The 19,112-nt window shown below is 39.3% G+C and carries 14 protein-coding genes and 1 tRNA gene; 7 read left to right on the top strand and 8 right to left on the bottom strand.

The window, feature by feature from the left end; all coding sequences use genetic code 11:
• Nucleotides 1-68: 68 nt before the first annotated feature.
• Nucleotides 69-1,154, top strand: a complete 1,086-nt coding sequence (locus G7Y45_RS12015) for an endonuclease/exonuclease/phosphatase family protein (RefSeq protein WP_032536120.1) — start codon at nt 69-71, stop codon at nt 1,152-1,154.
• A gap of 217 nt (nt 1,155-1,371) precedes the next feature.
• Here the strand turns inward: G7Y45_RS12015 and G7Y45_RS12010 are convergent, their stop codons facing one another.
• From G7Y45_RS12010 to ettA, 3 genes are all read right to left on the bottom strand, one after another.
• The gene (locus G7Y45_RS12010) at nt 1,372-3,255 is read right to left on the bottom strand and encodes a choice-of-anchor J domain-containing protein (protein WP_165014575.1); all 1,884 of its coding nucleotides are present in this window, start codon (nt 3,253-3,255) and stop codon (nt 1,372-1,374) included.
• 22 nt (nt 3,256-3,277) lie between these two features.
• Nucleotides 3,278-6,067 carry a TonB-dependent receptor domain-containing protein gene (locus G7Y45_RS12005; protein ID WP_022011057.1) on the bottom strand — a complete coding sequence of 930 codons (2,790 nt, stop codon included), beginning with the start codon at nt 6,065-6,067 and terminating at the stop codon, nt 3,278-3,280.
• Between the two features lie 195 nt (nt 6,068-6,262).
• The gene (ettA, locus tag G7Y45_RS12000) at nt 6,263-7,951 is read right to left on the bottom strand and encodes an energy-dependent translational throttle protein EttA (protein ID WP_005776885.1); all 1,689 of its coding nucleotides are present in this window, start codon (nt 7,949-7,951) and stop codon (nt 6,263-6,265) included.
• 116 nt (nt 7,952-8,067) lie between these two features.
• On the opposite strand from ettA, the gene G7Y45_RS11995 reads away from it, so the two are divergent.
• A tRNA-Lys gene (locus G7Y45_RS11995) sits at nt 8,068-8,140 on the top strand.
• Between the two features lie 273 nt (nt 8,141-8,413).
• Complete coding sequence (locus G7Y45_RS11990) at nt 8,414-9,625, top strand: site-specific integrase (protein ID WP_165014572.1); 1,212 nt, start codon at nt 8,414-8,416, stop codon at nt 9,623-9,625.
• 459 nt (nt 9,626-10,084) lie between these two features.
• On the opposite strand, the gene G7Y45_RS11985 is transcribed toward G7Y45_RS11990, so the two are convergent.
• Nucleotides 10,085-10,936, bottom strand: a complete 852-nt coding sequence (locus G7Y45_RS11985; protein WP_165014570.1) for an RteC domain-containing protein — start codon at nt 10,934-10,936, stop codon at nt 10,085-10,087.
• A 165-nt stretch (nt 10,937-11,101) separates the two neighbouring features.
• On the opposite strand from G7Y45_RS11985, the gene G7Y45_RS11980 reads away from it, so the two are divergent.
• Nucleotides 11,102-12,520: a PLP-dependent aminotransferase family protein gene (locus G7Y45_RS11980; protein WP_165014567.1), complete on the top strand. Its 1,419-nt coding sequence runs from the start codon at nt 11,102-11,104 to the stop codon at nt 12,518-12,520.
• On the opposite strand, the gene G7Y45_RS11975 is transcribed toward G7Y45_RS11980, so the two are convergent.
• Entirely contained in the window at nt 12,512-13,708 is a 1,197-nt protein-coding gene (locus G7Y45_RS11975; RefSeq protein ID WP_165014564.1) for a PLP-dependent aminotransferase family protein, read from the bottom strand. The two genes, G7Y45_RS11980 and G7Y45_RS11975, sit on opposite strands and share 9 nt — an antisense overlap.
• Nucleotides 13,709-13,953: 245 nt before the next feature.
• Between G7Y45_RS11975 and G7Y45_RS11970 the strand changes: the two genes are divergently transcribed.
• From G7Y45_RS11970 to G7Y45_RS11960, 3 genes are all read left to right on the top strand, one after another.
• Nucleotides 13,954-15,048, top strand: a complete 1,095-nt coding sequence (locus G7Y45_RS11970; RefSeq protein WP_165014561.1) for a YhcG family protein — start codon at nt 13,954-13,956, stop codon at nt 15,046-15,048.
• A 15-nt stretch (nt 15,049-15,063) separates the two neighbouring features.
• The gene (locus tag G7Y45_RS11965; protein WP_165014558.1) at nt 15,064-16,038 is read left to right on the top strand and encodes a DUF4062 domain-containing protein; all 975 of its coding nucleotides are present in this window, start codon (nt 15,064-15,066) and stop codon (nt 16,036-16,038) included.
• 495 nt (nt 16,039-16,533) lie between these two features.
• Nucleotides 16,534-17,754, top strand: a complete 1,221-nt coding sequence (locus G7Y45_RS11960) for a site-specific integrase (protein ID WP_165014555.1) — start codon at nt 16,534-16,536, stop codon at nt 17,752-17,754.
• Between the two features lie 283 nt (nt 17,755-18,037).
• Here G7Y45_RS11960 and G7Y45_RS11955 read toward each other — a convergent pair whose 3' ends face one another.
• Genes G7Y45_RS11955 through G7Y45_RS11945 form a run of 3 tightly spaced genes read right to left on the bottom strand, consistent with a single transcriptional unit; the run spans nt 18,038 to nt 18,979 of the window.
• Complete coding sequence (locus tag G7Y45_RS11955; protein ID WP_165014553.1) at nt 18,038-18,331, bottom strand: helix-turn-helix domain-containing protein; 294 nt, start codon at nt 18,329-18,331, stop codon at nt 18,038-18,040.
• Between the two features lie 53 nt (nt 18,332-18,384).
• Nucleotides 18,385-18,678, bottom strand: coding sequence for a DUF3876 domain-containing protein (locus G7Y45_RS11950; RefSeq protein ID WP_165014550.1), 294 nt, complete (start codon nt 18,676-18,678; stop codon nt 18,385-18,387).
• Entirely contained in the window at nt 18,665-18,979 is a 315-nt protein-coding gene (locus G7Y45_RS11945; protein ID WP_165014547.1) for a helix-turn-helix domain-containing protein, read from the bottom strand. Before G7Y45_RS11945 ends, G7Y45_RS11950 begins: the two co-directional genes overlap by 14 nt.
• Nucleotides 18,980-19,112: the final 133 nt, after the last annotated feature.

The following is a 19,112-nucleotide window of genomic DNA, read 5'->3' as shown; positions in this document are numbered from 1 at the left end:
TCTTCCTCTGTGAACTCTGTGTCCTCTGTGGTGAACTTATGGTGGACTAAAATGCAGAATTTAAAACAATGGGAAAGAAAGCCGTATCCAAATTATTTTATTATACCTCTGTCGCACTGACTTTTGCTTTGGCTGGTGTCACCGTCACCGGTGCATTTGCCGGGCATGTTCCCCCGGAAAGTTCGACTTTAATACCTTTCATCGGGCTCTTGCTGTCGGGGCTCTTGTTAATCAACCTCGCTGCGGCCATCTATTGGGGCATACGCCGCCGGTTCTGGATAGTCATTCCGCTGATAGCCATAGCTGCCAACTGGCAATATCTGGGACGGATATTCCAACCACCCTTTCCGGCGGAAAAAGGAGGTGGAAAAACTTTGAAAATAGCAACGTATAACGTAGACAGTTTCGGTAACGAGCAATCGGGGTACTCGTGCAAAGAAATCGCGAAATACATGGAAGAGCATCAAGTGGACATCGTCTGTCTTCAAGAGTTTGCCGCTAACCGATATTTCACCGCAGACAGCATACGAAACACTTTTGCAAACTGGCAATACGTCATTATCCCGCAAGCTCCGGACAGCATCTCCATCCTGCAGATAGCTTTATTCAGCAAATATCCGGTGAAGGACAGCAAACTGATCACTTATCCGGACTCAAGGAATTGCAGTATGTGGTGCGACCTGGACGTAGACGGACAAACGGTTCGTGTTTTCAATAACCACCTGCAAACAACGGAGGTCAGCCAAAATAAGCGCAGACTGGAAAGGGAACTGGCTAAAAACGAACTGACAGGCAGAGAGGAAGCAGCGGCCAGGCAATTGTTGGAGGGACTCAACGAGAACTTCAGGAAACGTGCGGCACAGGCAAAGACTTTGGAACAATTAATCCGCACCACCCCCTACCCTATACTGGTTTGCGGTGACTTTAACTCTCTCCCATCGTCCTACACATACAGTACCGTGAAAGGTGACAATCTTCAAGACGGATTCCAGACTTGCGGACATGGGTACATGTATACGTTCCGGTACTTTAAACGCCTGCTGAGAATCGACTATATTTTCCATTCCAAAGAATTTAAAGGGGTAGACTACTATTCGCCTGACCTCGATTTGTGCAGTGATCATAATCCGGTAGTGATGGAGGTGAAGATGTAAACGGGAATGTATCAAAACGCCTTTTCACCACAGATCACACAGATTATCACAGATACCATAGATTAAAAATATTAATAATCAACGAATTAAGCTCACTCTATGTTACTCTGCGTCCTCTGTGGTGCGTTTCACCCCCATAACTCTCTCGTTATAATATAAAAGAAGGCCGTCCTGATTACTCAGAGCGGCCTTTCTTATTATAAATGAATTAGTTTCCTTATTCTACTTTCTTCAAAGAGTCTGCAACATATTCAAACTGTCCTTTACCTGTCACTTTATACTTAATGGTATATTGTGTGGTAGAAGAACCGTCGTAAATGGCGAAGTTAATTGTATAGAACACATCTACGCCTTCTACCACATCAGCACTGCCGTAGATTGCTTTCAATCCCGGAAGGAATGCTTCTGGCAAACGTTCGAACATCAACTTAGTAAGATCGGCATCTGACATCGAGCCATAAGCGGAAGCACTTTGTGCCTTCCATGCGGAGGGACGGAAGTCGAAATTGTTATTGTAAGCCGAACCACCATAATAATAATCGTTGTTACCGTATGAAGTCACATACTCAGGATGGTTCTCTTTCACCCAATCGGTGATGGCCTGATAGAACGCAGCAGACTCCGCATTACCCTTCTCAGCCTTCAACGTGATTACTGTACTCGGGTCAAAGTTCCACTTACCGTCAGACAGTACAAACTGCTCTGTCTTATCAACAATACGTGTATTCAACTCCCATCTCGCTTTTTCGGCAGAATAAGTGTATTCATCACTGTAGATATTCAAAGCTTTGCCGTTATAGAATCTGTAAACTACTACACGTGCATCGCCATCAACAGGATATGCCACCATCTTAGACAAATAAGCAGGCAGATAATTCACAGCCGGAACATCAGAAGTAAAGTAACGTTTGCTCTGCCCCATATCTCCATAATCAGCGTATGTCGGAACATATACGTCACCACTCTTATCTTTCCAGCTCTTACCATCGTACACTTTCACTGCGTAAGCAGGAGTAGAAAGACTGTTAGCCGGGATAGAAGTACCTACCATGATGTTATCAATCTGATAAGTAGTAGTCTTTTTATTGGCACCATCACCTACATACTTAAAGGCTACATAAACCTTCTTGCCCGCATAAGCTGATAAAGACATCTTACCGGCAGATGCAAATGTACCGTAACCGCTTGTCGGCTTGGTAGGGATGTTGAAATCCGAAGTTACGTCAGTCCAGTGAGCAGCTTTAACATCTTTACCATCAAAATCTTCTGAGATAAGCACTGACAGACAGTTGGCATTGTAATAACCCACAGTTACATCAAAACCAAGATAATCACCGGCAACAACAGAAACAGCAGGGGTAACCATCCAAGCTATACATTCACCTTCCATCTTATTGGCCGAGTATTGCACATACTGATTATCATCATAAGAAGTCACTTTCCACTCGGTTCCACCAACAGAACTGAGAAACCAGCCTTTCAGCTCAGTTAAGTCTCCGGTAGGAAGTGCTTCAAAATCCTGCCACATCAACGGATTCTCCAACTGTCCCTCGCCCAACTTATAGTCAACGAAAACAGCAGTTCCTTTTTCAGCATCTTTAAACTTCTCGTTCAATATCTTATACATTTGGCCTTCAGTCTTTTCATTCAGATAAGGCGCAAACGCATCCTCACCATAAACCAACTTGTATTCGGCATCCGTCGGTTTCAGATATTTCACCGAAGCATACTCAGACAGCAAAGAAGACATCGCTTCTTTGTACTTATAAGTAATCTTTGCACTCGAGCCCTTATCGGCGGTGTAATACTTATCAAGCAAGAAAGCAGGAATATAGGTGGCTCCTGTAATCTTCTCTGTCAGATAAAGATTGGTCTTGATGTTCTCAAGATCTTTAGATACACCACCTGCTTTGGCGATATCTTTATTAGTAGAGTTCGTACTGATAGTTGCATAATCAGCATCAGTCAGCGTATATTCTATCTTCATCAAATTCGTCGGTTGGGTCATCTCGTCCAATCCTTCGAAATTGTCATCATTATATTTACAGCCGGACAGCAGAATCAACGATACCGCTACAGGCATTAATAGATTTCTATTCATAATTTAAACTTCCTGTTTTAGATTAGAAATTAACTTTTAATCTCAAGCTATAAGTACGGCCAAATCCGTAGAACACATTATAAGCGGTCTTCCAGTCGTGATTGCTACCATCTGTAGCATCAGAAATATAAGTCTGATCGAATAAGTTGTTCACGTTACCTGACAGCACTGCATTCAACTTACCAAAATTGAATTTATAACTTGCGTTCAAGTCGAATGTGCTTGCTGACGGAATACGCCAGGGAGTAGAAAAGTCTTTTTCACTGTTCATCACCAGGTCGTTTGAGGTTAATGCCCAGTCAGCATAGTTACGTGCGTATAAATTCCAGTCGATACCCAGACGAATGGCCTTATCAATCTTGAAAGTAGCACCCAAAGCAGCAGTAGTCTGTGCCGATCCTCCCACTTTCACATCTTTCAGGTTCAGTTTCATTGTACCCGGTTCCAACCCATTGGCTGCGGCATTAACAAGAACTGTTATATCCTTACCATCATTTCCCTTAATAGATGCACTGTTTACAAATTGACCTTCAACAGTGAAACTTCCTGATGCATTGCTATCCCAGCGCCAGTTACCGATAGAGAACATACCGCTCAAATCCAGCCATTGGAAAGGTCTTGCAACAAAATCAAGTTCAACACCCTGGTGTAAGGCGTTTACACCTTGCATATTGATAACAGATTTGGTAGAAACCAGCTTACTTGCATCATAAGGCTCGCTAAGACTACCTTCGTAGTAATTATTAATATCTTGCGAACGAGTAGTAGTCTTATCCATCCAGCGAGTGTGGTAAGCATTGACATTCACCGTCAAATACGTTGAACGGTAACCATATCCGATTTCGAAAGAGAAAACTTTTTCGTTTACTGCATCCGGATTAGTCGCATTGCTGGTAGTTGAATTCAGAAAAGCACCGCCCGAGAAGAAAGGAGCACGGCTGATATAACCGATATTAGCAAAAACGTTATGATTTTCGGTAAGGTTATAATTCAAACCTCCTTTTGCATTCCATCCGATAAAGTTGGTGGTTTTTGATTTAGCGTGTGCCTTGTCATAATAGAAGCGGTCATAACGCCAGTAACCGGTATTAGAAACCGAACCGGAAATGAAAGCACTCAGCTTATCTCTGTTGTATTCACCCTGGGCAAACACACCTTCAGACATTACATAACCATCGTAGTCACGATAAACCACATCACCCACTTTCAACTTCTGATTTACGAATGCCGAACCGGCAGCAGCAGCGGCATTGTTGGAAGTAAGCACATTGGTTCTTGAACTGGAATCTACATAAAAGTCACCACCATAGAGGTCAACCAATTCATTCGTATGCGTACCTTTATAATAACGGTAGTCTATACCACCATAAAAATCAAAATAGTCACCAATCTTGGTTGTATAAGTAGAGAGCAGACCATACCAGTTATGGAAGTTCTTAGACTTCGACATAGCCATAACCGAACCGTTCTCGCTGGCTTCGTTCAGAGCATAGATTTCATCATAAGCAAATGTTCCGTCAGCTTTACGGAATGTCATATTCAGCTTTCCACTGTTACTACCATACCAGTTGCTACGATCAGCACTGGTCAATCCCTGACCGGAATAACCATATCCACGACCGATAGAAGCATACAAGGCTGTACTTAAGCTTGATTTATCATTAATCTGCCATAAGTGGTTCAACGACAACTGAGGTTTATTATATACATTATATGCAGATGATTTTCTTTGTCCATTCAATCCAAAACCGTAAGTAGGATTATAACGATAAGGCTTTTCACCATTCATATAGTTTTTAGCAACTTCTTGCCATCCCTCGATAGTAAGTCCGTCTTTATTTCCACGCTGATTGTGCCACTGAGGAGCAGCAAAAGCAGTAAATGACAATTGATGATTGTCGTTGAAACGTTTTGTGATATTCACAAACCAGTTATAAGCCTCGTAGTCGGTTCCCTGGATATAACCATCTGCCCAGGTCTTACCTCCCAAAAGGGTCATAGCCCAACCTGACTTAGTCAATCCGGTAGATACCTTGAACAGGATCTTGTTTAATCCGTCATTACCCATACCATAAGATACGAAACCGCCCTTATTGGCATCAACTGTATTTGTCACGATGTTGATAGAACCACCCACAGAAGGAGCTGCTACCTTTGACGCACCCAAACCACGCTGTACCTGCATGCTACGAGTCACATCACTCAAACCGGCCCAGTTAGACCAGTAGATACCACCCCACTCCATATCATTCATCGGAACACCATTAATCATCATAGCAGAGTTCTCAGTCTTGAAACCACGTATGTTTACTTTGGAGTCACCAAAACCACCACCTTGCTTAGTTGCATAGATACCCGGAGTTGACTTCAGAACTTCAGGAAATTCCTGCGTTCCGAGTTTTTCTTCGATAAAGACGGGGTCAACTGTTGATACAGCTACCGGAGTTTTACGCGAAACAGCAACGGAAGATGTAATGATAACGTCGTTCAATACCATTGCATCCGGTGCCATTTTAATCACGCCCAAATCTTCAGTACCCCCTTTGTGGGTGATCTTCTTACTGAAGTCTTTGTAGCCAAGGTACTTGATAAGCAGTGTCGAACCGGAGGCAGCTTTCTGTGTAAACTCACCATCCAGGTTAGTCACACTACCTTGGGTAGTACCGACAATCGTTACGGCTGCACCAATCAATGGCTCACCTGTTTCCGCATCCACAACTTGACCTTTCACTGTTACCTGGGCAATAGCCGTAGCGGCAGAGCATACCGTCAGTACTGCAACCAGCAGGAAATGAATTAGATGTCTTCTCATAATTCTCTTTGTTAGTTAATAGAACTTGTTAATTAATAAATTGTAAATAAACGTTTTGGAGCACAAAGGTAATTAATATTCTTTATATATACATTACAAAGATGCTACAATTTTTTAAGAGAGATAAACATATTATAGCTCTATGAAACAAAAAAGCCCCGCAATTAATTTGCGGGGCTTACACATTGTTAAGTATTAGTCAGCTATCAGCTTTCTATATCTCACGCGCTTAGGCTCTTCGTTGCCAAGCCGTTTCAATTTATTCTCTTCGTATTCCGAGTAAGAACCTTCAAAATAGAACACGTTCGAATCGCCTTCAAAAGCAAGAATATGAGTACAGATTCGATCGAGGAACCAGCGGTCATGCGAAATCACAACGGCACAACCTGCGAAATCTTCCAAACCTTCTTCAAGCGCACGCAGGGTATTGACATCAATATCATTGGTCGGCTCGTCGAGCAATAATACATTTCCTTCTTCCTTCAATGCCATGGCAAGGTGCAAGCGATTACGCTCACCACCGGAAAGTACTCCACAAAGCTTTTCCTGATCAGCACCCGAAAAGTTGAAGCGTGAAAGATAGGCGCGTGCGTTAATGTCACGCCCTCCCATGCGGATCAAATCATTTCCGCCGGAAATTACCTGATAAACACTCTTATTCGGATCAATATCTTTATGTTGCTGGTCTACGTAAGCCACCTTCACGGTCTCCCCTACTTCAAATTCACCCTTATCAACTGTTTCCAGTCCCATAATCAAACGGAAAAGAGTTGTTTTTCCGGCACCATTCGGACCGATAACTCCCACAATACCATTGGGAGGAAGCATGAAGTTGAGATCGTCAAACAACAGTTTATCACCGTAAGCTTTAGCCACATGTTTAGCCTCGATCACCTTATTACCCAAACGAGGACCGTTCGGTATGAAGATTTCCAATTTCTCTTCTTTTTCTTTCACATCTTCGTTCAGCAATTTATCGTACGAGTTCAAACGGGCTTTGCCCTTAGCCTGACGTGCCTTGGGTGCCATACGTACCCATTCGAGCTCACGTTCCAGAGTTTTGCGACGTTTGCTGGCAGTTTTCTCTTCCATTTCCATCCGCTTGGTTTTCTGCTCCAGCCAGCTGGAATAATTACCCTTCCAGGGGATACCTTCGCCACGGTCAAGTTCAAGAATCCATCCAGCCACATGGTCAAGGAAATAACGGTCGTGTGTCACAGCAATTACCGTACCTTCGTATTGCTGCAAATGTTGTTCCAACCAGTCGATAGACTCAGCATCCAAATGGTTGGTCGGCTCGTCGAGCAATAAAATATCAGGTTTTTGCAATAACAAGCGGCAAAGCGCCACACGACGACGTTCACCACCCGAAAGATTAGCCACAGACTGATCTTCGGGCGGGCAACGGAGAGCATCCATTGCACGTTCCAGTTTACTATCCAGATTCCAGGCATCCGTCGCATCAATAATATCCTGCAATTCCCCTTGCCGTGCAAAAAGTTGATCCATCTTGTCCTGATCTTCATAATATTCAGGCAAACCGAACTTCTGATTAATTTCTTCGTATTCGTTCAGTGCATCAACAATGGGTTGCACACCTTCCATTACGATTTCTTTCACTGTTTTAGTGTTATCCAGATAAGGCTCCTGTGCCAGATAGCCTACTGAATATCCGGGAGAAAAAACCACCTCTCCCTGATAAGACTTCTCCAGACCGGCAATAATCTTCAGCAAAGTAGATTTACCCGAACCGTTGAGACCGATAATACCAATCTTAGCTCCATAGAAGAAAGAAAGATAAATGTCTTTTAGCACATTCTTGTTAGGTTGGAAAGCTTTGCTTACTCCCACCATCGAGAAAATTATTTTTTTATCGTCAGCCATATATAAATAATGTGTATTGATATTTATGGCACAAAGATAACAAAAATGTTCGGAATTTATTTGCAATTATAAAAAATAGCTCTATCTTTGCACCCGCTTAACAGCAATAAAGGATTGATTCGCTAGCTCAGCAGGTAGAGCACAACACTTTTAATGTTGGGGTCCTGGGTTCGAGCCCCAGGCGGATCACTGAAAGACAAGTCAAAACAAGACTTAAAGAAGACAACTCCTACAATATCAAGGTATTGCAGGAGTTTTTTCTTTGTATAATGTCCGTGACCAAAGACACCAAAAGGTCACGAAAAGACACACTTCTATGACCAATTCGTGACCAATACAAAAGCATGGAAAAATAGGTCACAGAATGTCCCAAAATGGCTAACCTCTGTCCACATTTGTCTACCCTGCAAATATCTCATTTACAATCAATAAAATTAATTTTGCAACCAAAAAAATGAGATTATGAGGACTACTTTCAAGCTCCTATTTTTCGTTAAGCGAAATGCAGCGAAGAAAAACGGTAATGCACCAATTATTGCACGCATCACCATCGACCAAATTGTGTCGCAGTTCAACACACAAATGGAAATAAACCCTGCCAACTGGAATGTCAGTACAGGAAAGGCTTCCGGCAGAAGTGCCGAAGCCGCAAGTATCAATTCAATGTTAGACAGTATCCGCAGCACAGTACACCAACATTACCATGCTCTATTGGAGCAAGACGGTTTTGTGACCTCTGAACGGGTAAAAAACGCCTTTTTAGGTAAGATTGAACGGGGTAAAACGTTAATTGAGTTCTTTGAGATGCACAACGAGCAATATCTTCAAAAGGTAAAAATGAACACTACCGACAAAACGTACTCACGTTATGAACTGACAAAGAAACGTCTTATCGAGTTCATGAAGTTTAAGTATTCGGTTTCGGATATGCTTATCAAAGAGATAAATGTCGTGTTCATTGATAATTTCCTGTTGTACATCAAAAACCATCATGGATGCAGCCACAACACAGCGATGAAGTTTATACAGCGTTTCCGCACGATTATAAACTTTGCCAAGAACACAGGACTGGTTACTGCTGACCCTTTCGGGAATTATAGGGTTAAGTTTGAGCAAACCGACAGGGATTATCTGACGATGGAAGAGATAACCACCATCTACAACAAGAAGTTTGCTTCTAAAAGGTTGGAACAGGTACGGGATTTATTTGTTTTCAGTTGCTATACGGCTCTCTCGTACATTGATGTATGCGAACTTACCCAAGAAAACATTCGCACTGCATTTGATGGCAATCTTTGGATTATGACCAAACGCCACAAAACCAATGTTGCATCTAACATTCGATTGCTTGATGTACCCAAAGCTATTCTTGAAAAGTATAAAGACCAGTTGCCAAACGGGATGATTTTACCGATTATAAGTAACCAAAAAGTTAATGAGTACTTGAAAGAAATTGCGTCTATTTGCTCGATAAACAAGAGCTTGACATTTCATGTAGCACGTCATTCGTGTGCGACTTCTGTCCTGATAGCCAATGGAGTACCGATTGAAACGGTATCCAAAATTTTAGGGCACACCAATATTAGAACTACTCAAATCTATGCACGAATTACTGATGTAAAGGTCAGTAATGATATGGAATTATTGGTGCGCAAATTAGATATGGCTAAATAATTTCAGGTGACTGAAATTGGTTATCGTCAGATAACAGCAAGGTGTGTTCAGAGCTGCTGAGATTTATCCCAGCAGCTCTGAACTTTTTTAGAAAAGCACTCCGAAGTCGTGTTTCCAATGAAAGAAAAATTACTCAAACAAGCATCTTTTTCGCTCGTCGGGACGGGTGGTCCCGCCCCTTGCCGCTGGGCGTTCCCCGACCGATGAGTTTTTTAGTACAGTATTGAAGTATTGTTTTCTTGAAATATTGATAGCTTGATTTCTTGACAACTTGTTTTCTTGATTACAAGATGTCAAGATTGCAAGGCTGTATGAAAGTAAGACTGAAAGACTAACAGGTAGATAAACATCATTCTATCATTCATGTATAGACAAAAATATTTTCTCTTTTCAAAAGTCCATGTAGTTTATGAGGGACTTGCGAAAAGAGAAAATAATTAGCAGAACCTTACAAGGAGGTTAATTGTCGTTTTCGTCCATCTTCCGAAGGAGCTTTTCTATTAAATTGCTAAGGAAGGCTGTTCTGTCCCTTTTGCGCTCCCGGATGGTGAGATAAGTGCGGTAATAATCACCTAAGTCTATTTTGAAAGATGCTTCTATATAAGTCATTATTTCCTTTATATCAGCATTTCCATTATTCAGCACTCCAGCAGCATATATGGCATATCCTAATTCAATGGCAGCAACCTTAGTGCCCGTCCATCGAAATGGATTATCGGGAAGAGAAACTCGACTGGTTTCTACTACTTCTATCCTTTCTACGTCTTGTAATCGCTGTTGCAGATAAATTTCCAGCATATCATAAGCCAACATCTTGGCTACTCTATGGTCACAACAGGTAGAGAACAAAGGATCTTTATCCAACAACCCACAATTATGGCATAACTTGTAGTTCTCATGACCTCTAAGGAAATAGTATCGATCTAAATGTGTCGCTTTGGAGCGATAATACTGATAAAAATCAAGATTGTTATTGCAGAAATCTGTTATCGCAGTCTGTTTTTTCTTGTAATACTCCTTAACCACTTCTTTATTACCATTAGGCTTTCTCAATTCAAGCGTATAAATATCGTTGTAGTATATTAATTTGCTTAGAATTAACGGTTTGCTATTTTTAAAGAAGTCTATCTCTTCCTCATTATCCCGAAAGTTATATTTGTGTATATATTCTCTTAGCTCTTCAAACAACGGTCTGATGAAATCAATCATATACAAAGCCTTATCGGAAGATATGTCACTGTCTATACAGGATGTTTCTATCTCTGCATTAATCTTCAATATTAGTTCATTAGAAATCTGCTTTACTATCATTTTTATTATATGAGTTTATATTATATGGTTAAATGCAATACTCTATATTCCTATTATTTAGAATATTAAAAAGAGCATTAAAATCAGTTTGCAAAAGTAACTCAAAATCAATAACAGATACAGATATAGTTTTTGTATATTTGCAGGGTACAGATTATGTGAGTTATGAAAAAAGAAGTCTTATATCAAGAAATAGCGAGAAGTATTTCTTGGCAGATTAAAAAGGGTGTGTGGAAAGTTGGTGAAAAATTGCCATCTTTACGCACTATCAGTAGTGAAAATGGGGTAAGTTTAAATACGGCAATTCAAGCATACTATGAATTAGAAAAGGACGGCTACATAATATCACGCCCTAAATCGGGATATATCGTCAATTATAAGCCAATACGCTTATCTGCTCCTGCTACCACACAACCATCAGTGAAAAATGAAAGTAAAGAGGTTGTAGAATTAATAGCTGAAGTGTATCGTTCATTAGAAATTGGGGATAAGTCTATTACCCGTTTTTCTTTAGGGATGCCTGAAGATATTTTACTACCAATAGCAAAACTCAACAAGGAACTAATAAGAGCAATGCAAACACTTCCGGGTAATGGTACTCGGTATGATGAAACACAAGGAAACATTCACTTGCGTAAGGCTGTAGCTCGCTTCACTTATAGTTGGAATGGAAATTTGACAGAAGATGATATAGTAACTACAGCTGGGGTTACTAATGCCGTTGCTTTAGCTTTATCTGTAATTACTAAGGCAGGAGATACGATTGCAGTCGAAAGTCCGGTCTATTTTGGAATGTTACAGTTAGCCAATAGTTTGGGATTACGTGTTTTAGAACTACCTACAAATCCCGTGACAGGCATTGATCCTGATGCACTAAGAAGAGTGTTACCGCAAATTAATGCTTGTCTGCTTATAAGCAATTTCAATAATCCATTAGGAAGTTGTATGCCTGATGAGCACAAAAAAGCGATTGTCAATATGCTGGCTGAACATGATATTCCATTAATCGAAGATGATTTGTATGGTGACATTTTCTTTGGTAATTCACGACCTAAACCCTGTAAAGCTTTTGATAAAGAGGGAATTGTATTGTGGTGTGGAGCTGTGTCTAAAACGTTAGCTCCGGGCTATCGAGTAGGATGGATTGCTCCCGGAAGATTTAAAGAGGCTATTATTCGTCGAAAGAATATACATCTAATCTCTACGCCTACTCTTAACCAGGAAGCTGTCGCTAACTTTATGGAAAATGACAGATATGAAAATCATTTGCGTAAACTTCGCCGGGAGCTTTGTGCAAATAGTATTCATTTTGCTCACTCTATTATGGATCATTTTCCTGAAAATACAAAGATTGTAACCCCACAAGGGGGATTTATGCTTTGGGTAGAGTTAGACAAGCGGATTGATACAACAGAGCTTTATTATAGGGCTATGCAACGGAAAATAAGCATAGCCCCCGGACGTATGTTTACATTGCAAGAACAATACACAAACTGTATGCGTCTAAGTTATGGGCAACGATGGACGCCACTCCTTGAAGAGCGCTTAAAACGGTTGGGCGATATAATCAAAGAGTCACTTTGATGGACTGATGTATGCTTGCAGCACTTCTCCGATTATTTGAAGCCCTTTTATAATTCGATCTTCTGGCATATTAGAATAATTTAGTCTAAACGTATTTTCTTTGTGCTCGACAGGATAGAATGAACCACCAGGCACGAAAGCTATTTTTCGTTCTATACACTTTTGCAGAATATCACGTGCTGAAATTCCTTCGGGTAATTCAACCCAAGTGAATAATCCGCCTTGCGGATAGGTATATCTGATGTTATGGGGGAAATAGCGTTCTATACATTCCATAGCTATATCTCTGCGTTTTCTGTACACCTCTATGATTTTACCGATATGCTTATCAATATCATATCGTTTCAAATACTCCGCAATAGTCATTTGAGCTATTGTATTACATTGTAAATCTGTACCCTGTTTAACCAGCACATACTTGCGGATAATATCTTTATCGCCAGCAATCCAGCCAATCCGAAAACCGGGACAGAATATCTTAGAGAAACTACCGGTACACAAGATATTGCCAACCTTATCAAATGATTTTATAGAGGGCAAAGATTCACCTTCAAATCTTAATTCTCCGTATGGATTATCTTCAATAACAGGAAGATCATATCGGGCGGATAGCTCCGCAAGTTTTTTACGTCTTTCCAAACTCCATGTTCTGCCTGTTGGATTTTGAAAGGTTGGTATAACATAGATTAGCTTTATATTCTCTGTCGTATTTAGCACATCTTCCAAAACAGTCATATTCATACCCTCTTCATCCGTAGGAATCTCTACAAAACTACACCCGTATGATTTAAACGCACTGATTGCTGCCAAGTAGGTAGGACTTTCACATAATACTATATCGCCATTATCCAAGAAAACCTTACCTGATAAATCCAGCCCTTGCTGTGAACCATGTGTAATAAGAATATTGTCTTTATCAAACGGTGTTCCTAAACGGTCATTCATCCGTTGAGAAATCCACTCTCTTAAAGGTGCGTACCCCTCTGTAGTAGTGTATTGAAGAGCTTTTGTTCCTGCCTTTTTCAGTACAATCTGGTTTACCTCATTAATTTCATCTATAGGAAATAATTCAGGGGCAGGTAATCCACCAGCAAATGAAATAACATCTTCTTGTTCTGTGACTTTGAGTATTTCTCGTATTTCCGAAGCCTTTATATAAGACATTCTACTTGCAAATTTCAACTTCATAACGATTAAATCTATTTGAGAATTAAAATATTGCAAAGTAAAGCATAAAAGGAAAACAGAAACAGATACAAATTATGCAATATTGATAGATACAGATTTCCGATGTAAGGTACAAATGCAATACTTTTTAATTCAGAGAAATACTTCAAGACCGTTTCATGACTTTCATCTAAACCGTGCTAAAAGAATGTATTTCAAAAACATACTATCATAAATTTATTTACCTTTGCAAAAAACATAGTTACATGAAGGATTATCCTATAAATGCAATAGATAACGAATATATAGAGTGGCTAAAAGCCATCAAGCAGCAAATTCGTTCTACCAAAATACGAATGATAAAAACAGCCAATACGGAGTTGATACACTTTTATTGGCGATTGGGACAAATGATCTCCCAAAAACTGAAAGAACAGAATTGGGGTGACAAAGTAATAAACAAGCTTTCAGTAGACTTGCGCAATGAGTTTCCTGATATGCAGGGTTTTTCCCGTCAGAACCTATACTACAGCAAGAACTTCTATGAGTTCTATGCAGAGGAAATGCACTTTTCATCCAATAATGTAATTGTCCCCCAAGTTGAGGGACAATTACAAGTAGCTGATAACTATAGAATTATCTTCGATATACCTTGGGGACATCAAAAGGTGATAATTAGCAAAGCCCAAAACGTAGAAGAAGCATTATTTTATGCACACCAAACCCTATCTAACGGCTGGAGTAGAAGCGTTTTAGAGAATCAGTTGAAGCAACAATTCTATCAGCATTACGGACAAGGACAAACCAACTTCTCGCAGACCTTACCTACTCTAACAGCAGATATGGCACAGGAAGTAGTAAAAGACCCGTATTGGTTTGATTTTGTATCTGTATCTCAAAAAGCACGGGAACGAGATATAGAAAAGCAGCTTGTCACGCACATCACTCAATTCCTTCTTGAATTGGGTAAAGGCTTCGCTTTTGTAGGAGAGCAATATTGTTTGAACTTGAATAATAAAGAATATTTCTGCGATCTCTTGTTCTATCATATCCCGTTACGGGCTTATGTCGTTATAGAGTTGAAGAACGGTAATTTCAAACCTGAACACTTAGGGCAGTTGAATTTCTATCAAAACCTAATCAATAATACTTTAAGGGGAGAGTATGACAATCCAACTATAGGAATGTTACTCTGCCGAGATAAAGATAGGATTGAAGTAGAATATGCATTGCAGAATATTTCATCACCGATTGGAGTGAGTGAGTTTAATGTTAAGGAACTACTTCCTGAAAACTTAAAAAGCAAACTACCAACAGTTAAGGAAGTTGAGGAGGAATTAAATAAATTAGTAGAAGAATAAAATAGACAAACTATTATGACAAAAAAGAAATTGCAAGTATTTATATCCTCAACATATACCGATTTATTAGAAGAAAGACAATCTTCTGTAGAAGCAGTATTACGTTCTGGCAATATCCCAGCAGGAATGGAATTATTTTCAGCAGGTAATAAGAGCCAATTAGATGTTATAAAAAGGTGGATTGATGAATCTGATATATATATGCTCATTTTAGGAGGTCGATATGGTTCGATTGAACCTGAATCGAATTTATCATATACAGAATTAGAGTACCAATATGCTATGAATATCAATAAGCCATTATTTGCTATTGTATTGGATGAAAGTTTAATCGATCAGAAAATTAAGAGCCATGGCAAAACGATGCTAGAAATGGAGCATCAAGATAAGTATAAGAAATTTCGAGGGTTAGTCCTATCTAAAATATGCAGAATATGTAAAGACTCAAACGAAATAAAGCTATCCATAATGGAATCTATCATGGATATTCAAAGTCAATCTGAACTATCAGGTTGGATTAAAGGAACGGAATTGCCTGATAACTCTTCTTTGCTGAAAGAAATAGAAAACTTAAGAAAAGAACGAGAAGAACTTAAAAAGAAGAATCTCTCTTTGGAAAAAAACAAAAAGACAGCAAGTAAAGATACATTAATTGGTAATTATGAGTATAGTGAAATATATACACTTTTAGAAAACAAAAAAACCAATATCCCTTCAAAATTAACCTCAAATGACACAGACGTTGAAATATCATTGCTTAAACTATTCATACTAAGTCAATCTAATTTAACCAAAGGAGTAAGTTCTAGCTCACTTGGAAACAATGACTGGGGAAGATTTTTGGCAACGAATTTAGTTCCAATATTATTAAATTTCTCTTTAGTGCAAAGAGAGAAAGCTAAATTATCAGGAGGTGGGGATCATTACAAATTTGTAATTTCTGAGATTGGAAATAAATTCCTATCACTTTATCATCTAAATAATCTCTAATTTTCAGTGCAAGGTGCAAGCGTATATGTATATATACAGCTTGCACCTTGCACTTGAATTTATGTATTCACTATCAACGATTTGCATAATTCAAAAAGAATGTATACTTTTGAACCCAAGATATAAGCAGACAGACACCGGACAGAAGTGGACTGTTTTTAAGGACTAAAGCGTGACTAATACAAAGCTTATAATTCCAAAAGCATTGATTTTTAGGAGAATATACCGCAAGGTTCACGAACCAGGCGGATCACTGAAAACAAAAGAAAAATCAAGCAAATCCCTGATAATCAGACATTATCAGGGATTTCTTTTTTTCTGGCAGGTAGCAAAAATAGCCGTTTCAAGCATATTATCGGTGGATAAATCGTGGGACTAAAATTTAGTCGAAAAAAATCCCACAAATTTGCATCTTTCTCACTGATTCATAGATTTTTGCATGGTTGTACTTTGGAAGAGAATACATAGTTTTATAACTCTAAAAACGATGTAAAAATGGCTCGAAAATCATTTTCTGTATTGTTCTTCATCAAGAAAGGCAAATTATTAAAGAACGGAGAAGCACCCGTGTGTATGAGAATCACCGTAAACGGCTGTATGGTAGATATTTCTATCAAAAGAAGCTGTCCCGTAAACCTATGGAATCAGGCAAAAGAGAACTCAAAAGGCAAAGACCGTATGTCGGTGGAACTGAACCACTACTTAGAAATCACACGTTCGCACATACACCAAATTTATAGAGAATTGGAAACTTCCGGCAAGGTTATCACTGTTGATCTTGTGAGAAAGTTGTTTTATGGTGTGGAGGAAGATAACAAAACGCTATTGCAGGTATTCAGGGAGCATAACGAACAAAGCCGTAAACTGATCGGAAAAGACTTTGTAAGTAAGACCGTCCAGCGGTATGAAACCACTACCCGATATTTAGAAGAATTCATTAAGAAAGAATATCAGTTATCGGATATTGCCCTAAATAACTTGGAAGCCAACTTCATTTCTAAGTTCGATGCTTTTTTGAAGATTGAAAAAGGTTGTGCGCAGAATTCAGCTATCACCCGATTGAAGAATTTGAAGAAGATTATCCGTATTGCTTTGGAAAACGACTGGATAAAGAAAGATCCATTTGCTTACTACCGCTTCAAACTGGAAGAAACTGATCCCGAATTTCTGACGATGGACGAGATTAAAATCATTCTCGCTAAAGAGTTCACAATTAAACGAGTAGAACAGGTACGCGACGTTTTTGTCTTTTGCATTTTTACTGGCTTGGCGTTCAGCGATGTGAAAAATTTATCACCCGAACACTTGGTAAAATACAATAAAGGAGAACTTTGGATAAGGAAGAACCGCCAAAAGACCAAAATCATGTGTAACATTCCTGTGTTACCTGTGGCAGCTTCCATACTTGATAAATATAAGGATGTGGCAGAGTGTACCGGAAAACTTTTACCTGTATTGTGTAATCAACGCATGAACAGTTATTTGAAGGAGATTGCCGATGTGTGCGGAATTCATAAAAATCTTAGCACTCATACCGCCCGTCATAGCTATGCCACAAGCATTTGCCTTGCGAATGGCGTGAGTATGGAGAATGTTGCTAAGATGTTAGGTCATGCAGATACAAGCGTAACAAAACACTATGCAAGGGTATTGGATCAGAATATTTTCAAGGATATGCAAAAAGTAAATAGCTGCCTGTCGGAATTGGCTATATAATAAAGATAGTAGCTAATATAGAAAAGGATTGGGAAGAATGAATTTCATTTTCTCAATCCTTTTCTTTTAAGGTAAGTTTTTCAAAACTTAATATGAAGCATTGACAAAGATAAGTTCCGTATTCAGTCTGTTCAAGTCCGAGCCTTCGGTTTAGATGAAAATCTTCCTCTCATTTCATTTCGAGCGTATTTTCATCTAAAGACTTGCACAGACTAAATACTTCACTGGAAAAGTCAATGATTCAAATCAAATTCCGAAAAACAATGTTTTCGGGGCTGGTGGGCTATTCTTTCCAGCTTTCAAAGTAGTGCTTTTGGAGTAGCTTATCAATATCACTTTGGCGGTAGATGATTTTACCTTTTATCTGAATAAAGGGGATTAGCCCTGTATCTCTCCACTCTTGTAAGGTTCGCAGACTGACATTCTGTTTCTTGGAAACCTCATTGTTAGAAAGAAAGCGTTCCCCGTTCAAATGGGGCTTGTAATGTTTGACAATAGATTCAATGCCGTTCAGCATCGAATCAAGCGAAGAAATAAATTCTTTGACTTGTGGGGTATCTTTATTTATTAGTTCCATGATTGAAAGATTGTTTTATTGAAATATTGATTTCAAGATTGCTAGATAGCTGGTTAGTTGCGCAGATAGTCACCCAGCGATGAAATGTTAAGCACATCTTTTCCCAGATCATAATCTATATAGAGCCGTTTGGATGCAGCGGTAATAAAATACTGGCTACCATCTTGCTGTATCTCATAAGTAGCGGGAGAAGCTTGTTTAGTAGTTTCCGATACATATATAATAGAAAGAAGATACTCTTTATCGTTCCGGTAGATGATAACCGTAGGATTCAGATTAACGCTTTCCCATGTGCCGACAATAGAAAACAGGTTGAAGGACGGGTAATCTTCTTTAGTTCTTTTCATAAGACGTGGTTTGTTTGGATGATTGATTTTGTGTTTCACTGTCCGCAATAATTCTTTCAATATCGGAAGACTTATAATAAATCTTGCTCCCGATTTGAGAATAAGCCAGCCGTCCACTGCTTCGGTAATATTGCAGCGTTCGCTTACTAAAGCCTAACAACAGGCACACTTCCTGACTATCCAGCCAGTTTTCTACTTTCTGCGTATGAGTATTGCACAAACTCTCTATCCGTTTGGCAAACTCGGTGAACCGTTCGCAGATATACGAAAAAGTTCTTTTTTCAATGGTTACGACTTCCATACTTTCATTTTTTATGGTTTATAAAACATGTTGATTAAACATTCACCAGCAAATGAAAGAAGAATCAAGAGACATTTTAAAAACTGTCTGAAAGTGGTGGAATTTGACTATTGCTGGCTTCTTATTGAAATAA

The sequence above is a fragment of the Bacteroides sp. ZJ-18 genome (assembly GCF_011038705.2).
In the GTDB taxonomy this organism is placed as follows: Bacteria; Bacteroidota; Bacteroidia; order Bacteroidales; family Bacteroidaceae; genus Bacteroides; species Bacteroides hominis.
The sequence above is the reverse complement of the archived record's forward strand: the minus strand, read 5'-3'. Positions and strand labels throughout refer to the sequence as shown.

Excerpts from the sequence above, each read along its gene's own strand:
- G7Y45_RS11950 (WP_165014550.1), bottom strand. The coding sequence starts at position 18,678 with ATGAAAAGAACTAAAGAAGATTACCCGTCCTTCAACCTGTTTTCTATT.
- G7Y45_RS11965 (WP_165014558.1), top strand. The coding sequence starts at position 15,064 with ATGACAAAAAAGAAATTGCAAGTATTTATATCCTCAACATATACCGAT.
- G7Y45_RS11970 (WP_165014561.1), top strand. The coding sequence starts at position 13,954 with ATGAAGGATTATCCTATAAATGCAATAGATAACGAATATATAGAGTGG.
- G7Y45_RS12015 (WP_032536120.1), top strand. The coding sequence starts at position 69 with ATGGGAAAGAAAGCCGTATCCAAATTATTTTATTATACCTCTGTCGCA.
- G7Y45_RS11955 (WP_165014553.1), bottom strand. The coding sequence starts at position 18,331 with ATGGAACTAATAAATAAAGATACCCCACAAGTCAAAGAATTTATTTCT.
- G7Y45_RS11975 (WP_165014564.1), bottom strand. The coding sequence starts at position 13,708 with ATGAAGTTGAAATTTGCAAGTAGAATGTCTTATATAAAGGCTTCGGAA.
- ettA (WP_005776885.1), bottom strand. The coding sequence starts at position 7,951 with ATGGCTGACGATAAAAAAATAATTTTCTCGATGGTGGGAGTAAGCAAA.
- G7Y45_RS12010 (WP_165014575.1), bottom strand. The coding sequence starts at position 3,255 with ATGAATAGAAATCTATTAATGCCTGTAGCGGTATCGTTGATTCTGCTG.
- G7Y45_RS11960 (WP_165014555.1), top strand. The coding sequence starts at position 16,534 with ATGGCTCGAAAATCATTTTCTGTATTGTTCTTCATCAAGAAAGGCAAA.
- G7Y45_RS12005 (WP_022011057.1), bottom strand. The coding sequence starts at position 6,067 with ATGAGAAGACATCTAATTCATTTCCTGCTGGTTGCAGTACTGACGGTA.
- G7Y45_RS11980 (WP_165014567.1), top strand. The coding sequence starts at position 11,102 with ATGAAAAAAGAAGTCTTATATCAAGAAATAGCGAGAAGTATTTCTTGG.
- G7Y45_RS11990 (WP_165014572.1), top strand. The coding sequence starts at position 8,414 with ATGAGGACTACTTTCAAGCTCCTATTTTTCGTTAAGCGAAATGCAGCG.
- G7Y45_RS11985 (WP_165014570.1), bottom strand. The coding sequence starts at position 10,936 with ATGATAGTAAAGCAGATTTCTAATGAACTAATATTGAAGATTAATGCA.
- G7Y45_RS11945 (WP_165014547.1), bottom strand. The coding sequence starts at position 18,979 with ATGGAAGTCGTAACCATTGAAAAAAGAACTTTTTCGTATATCTGCGAA.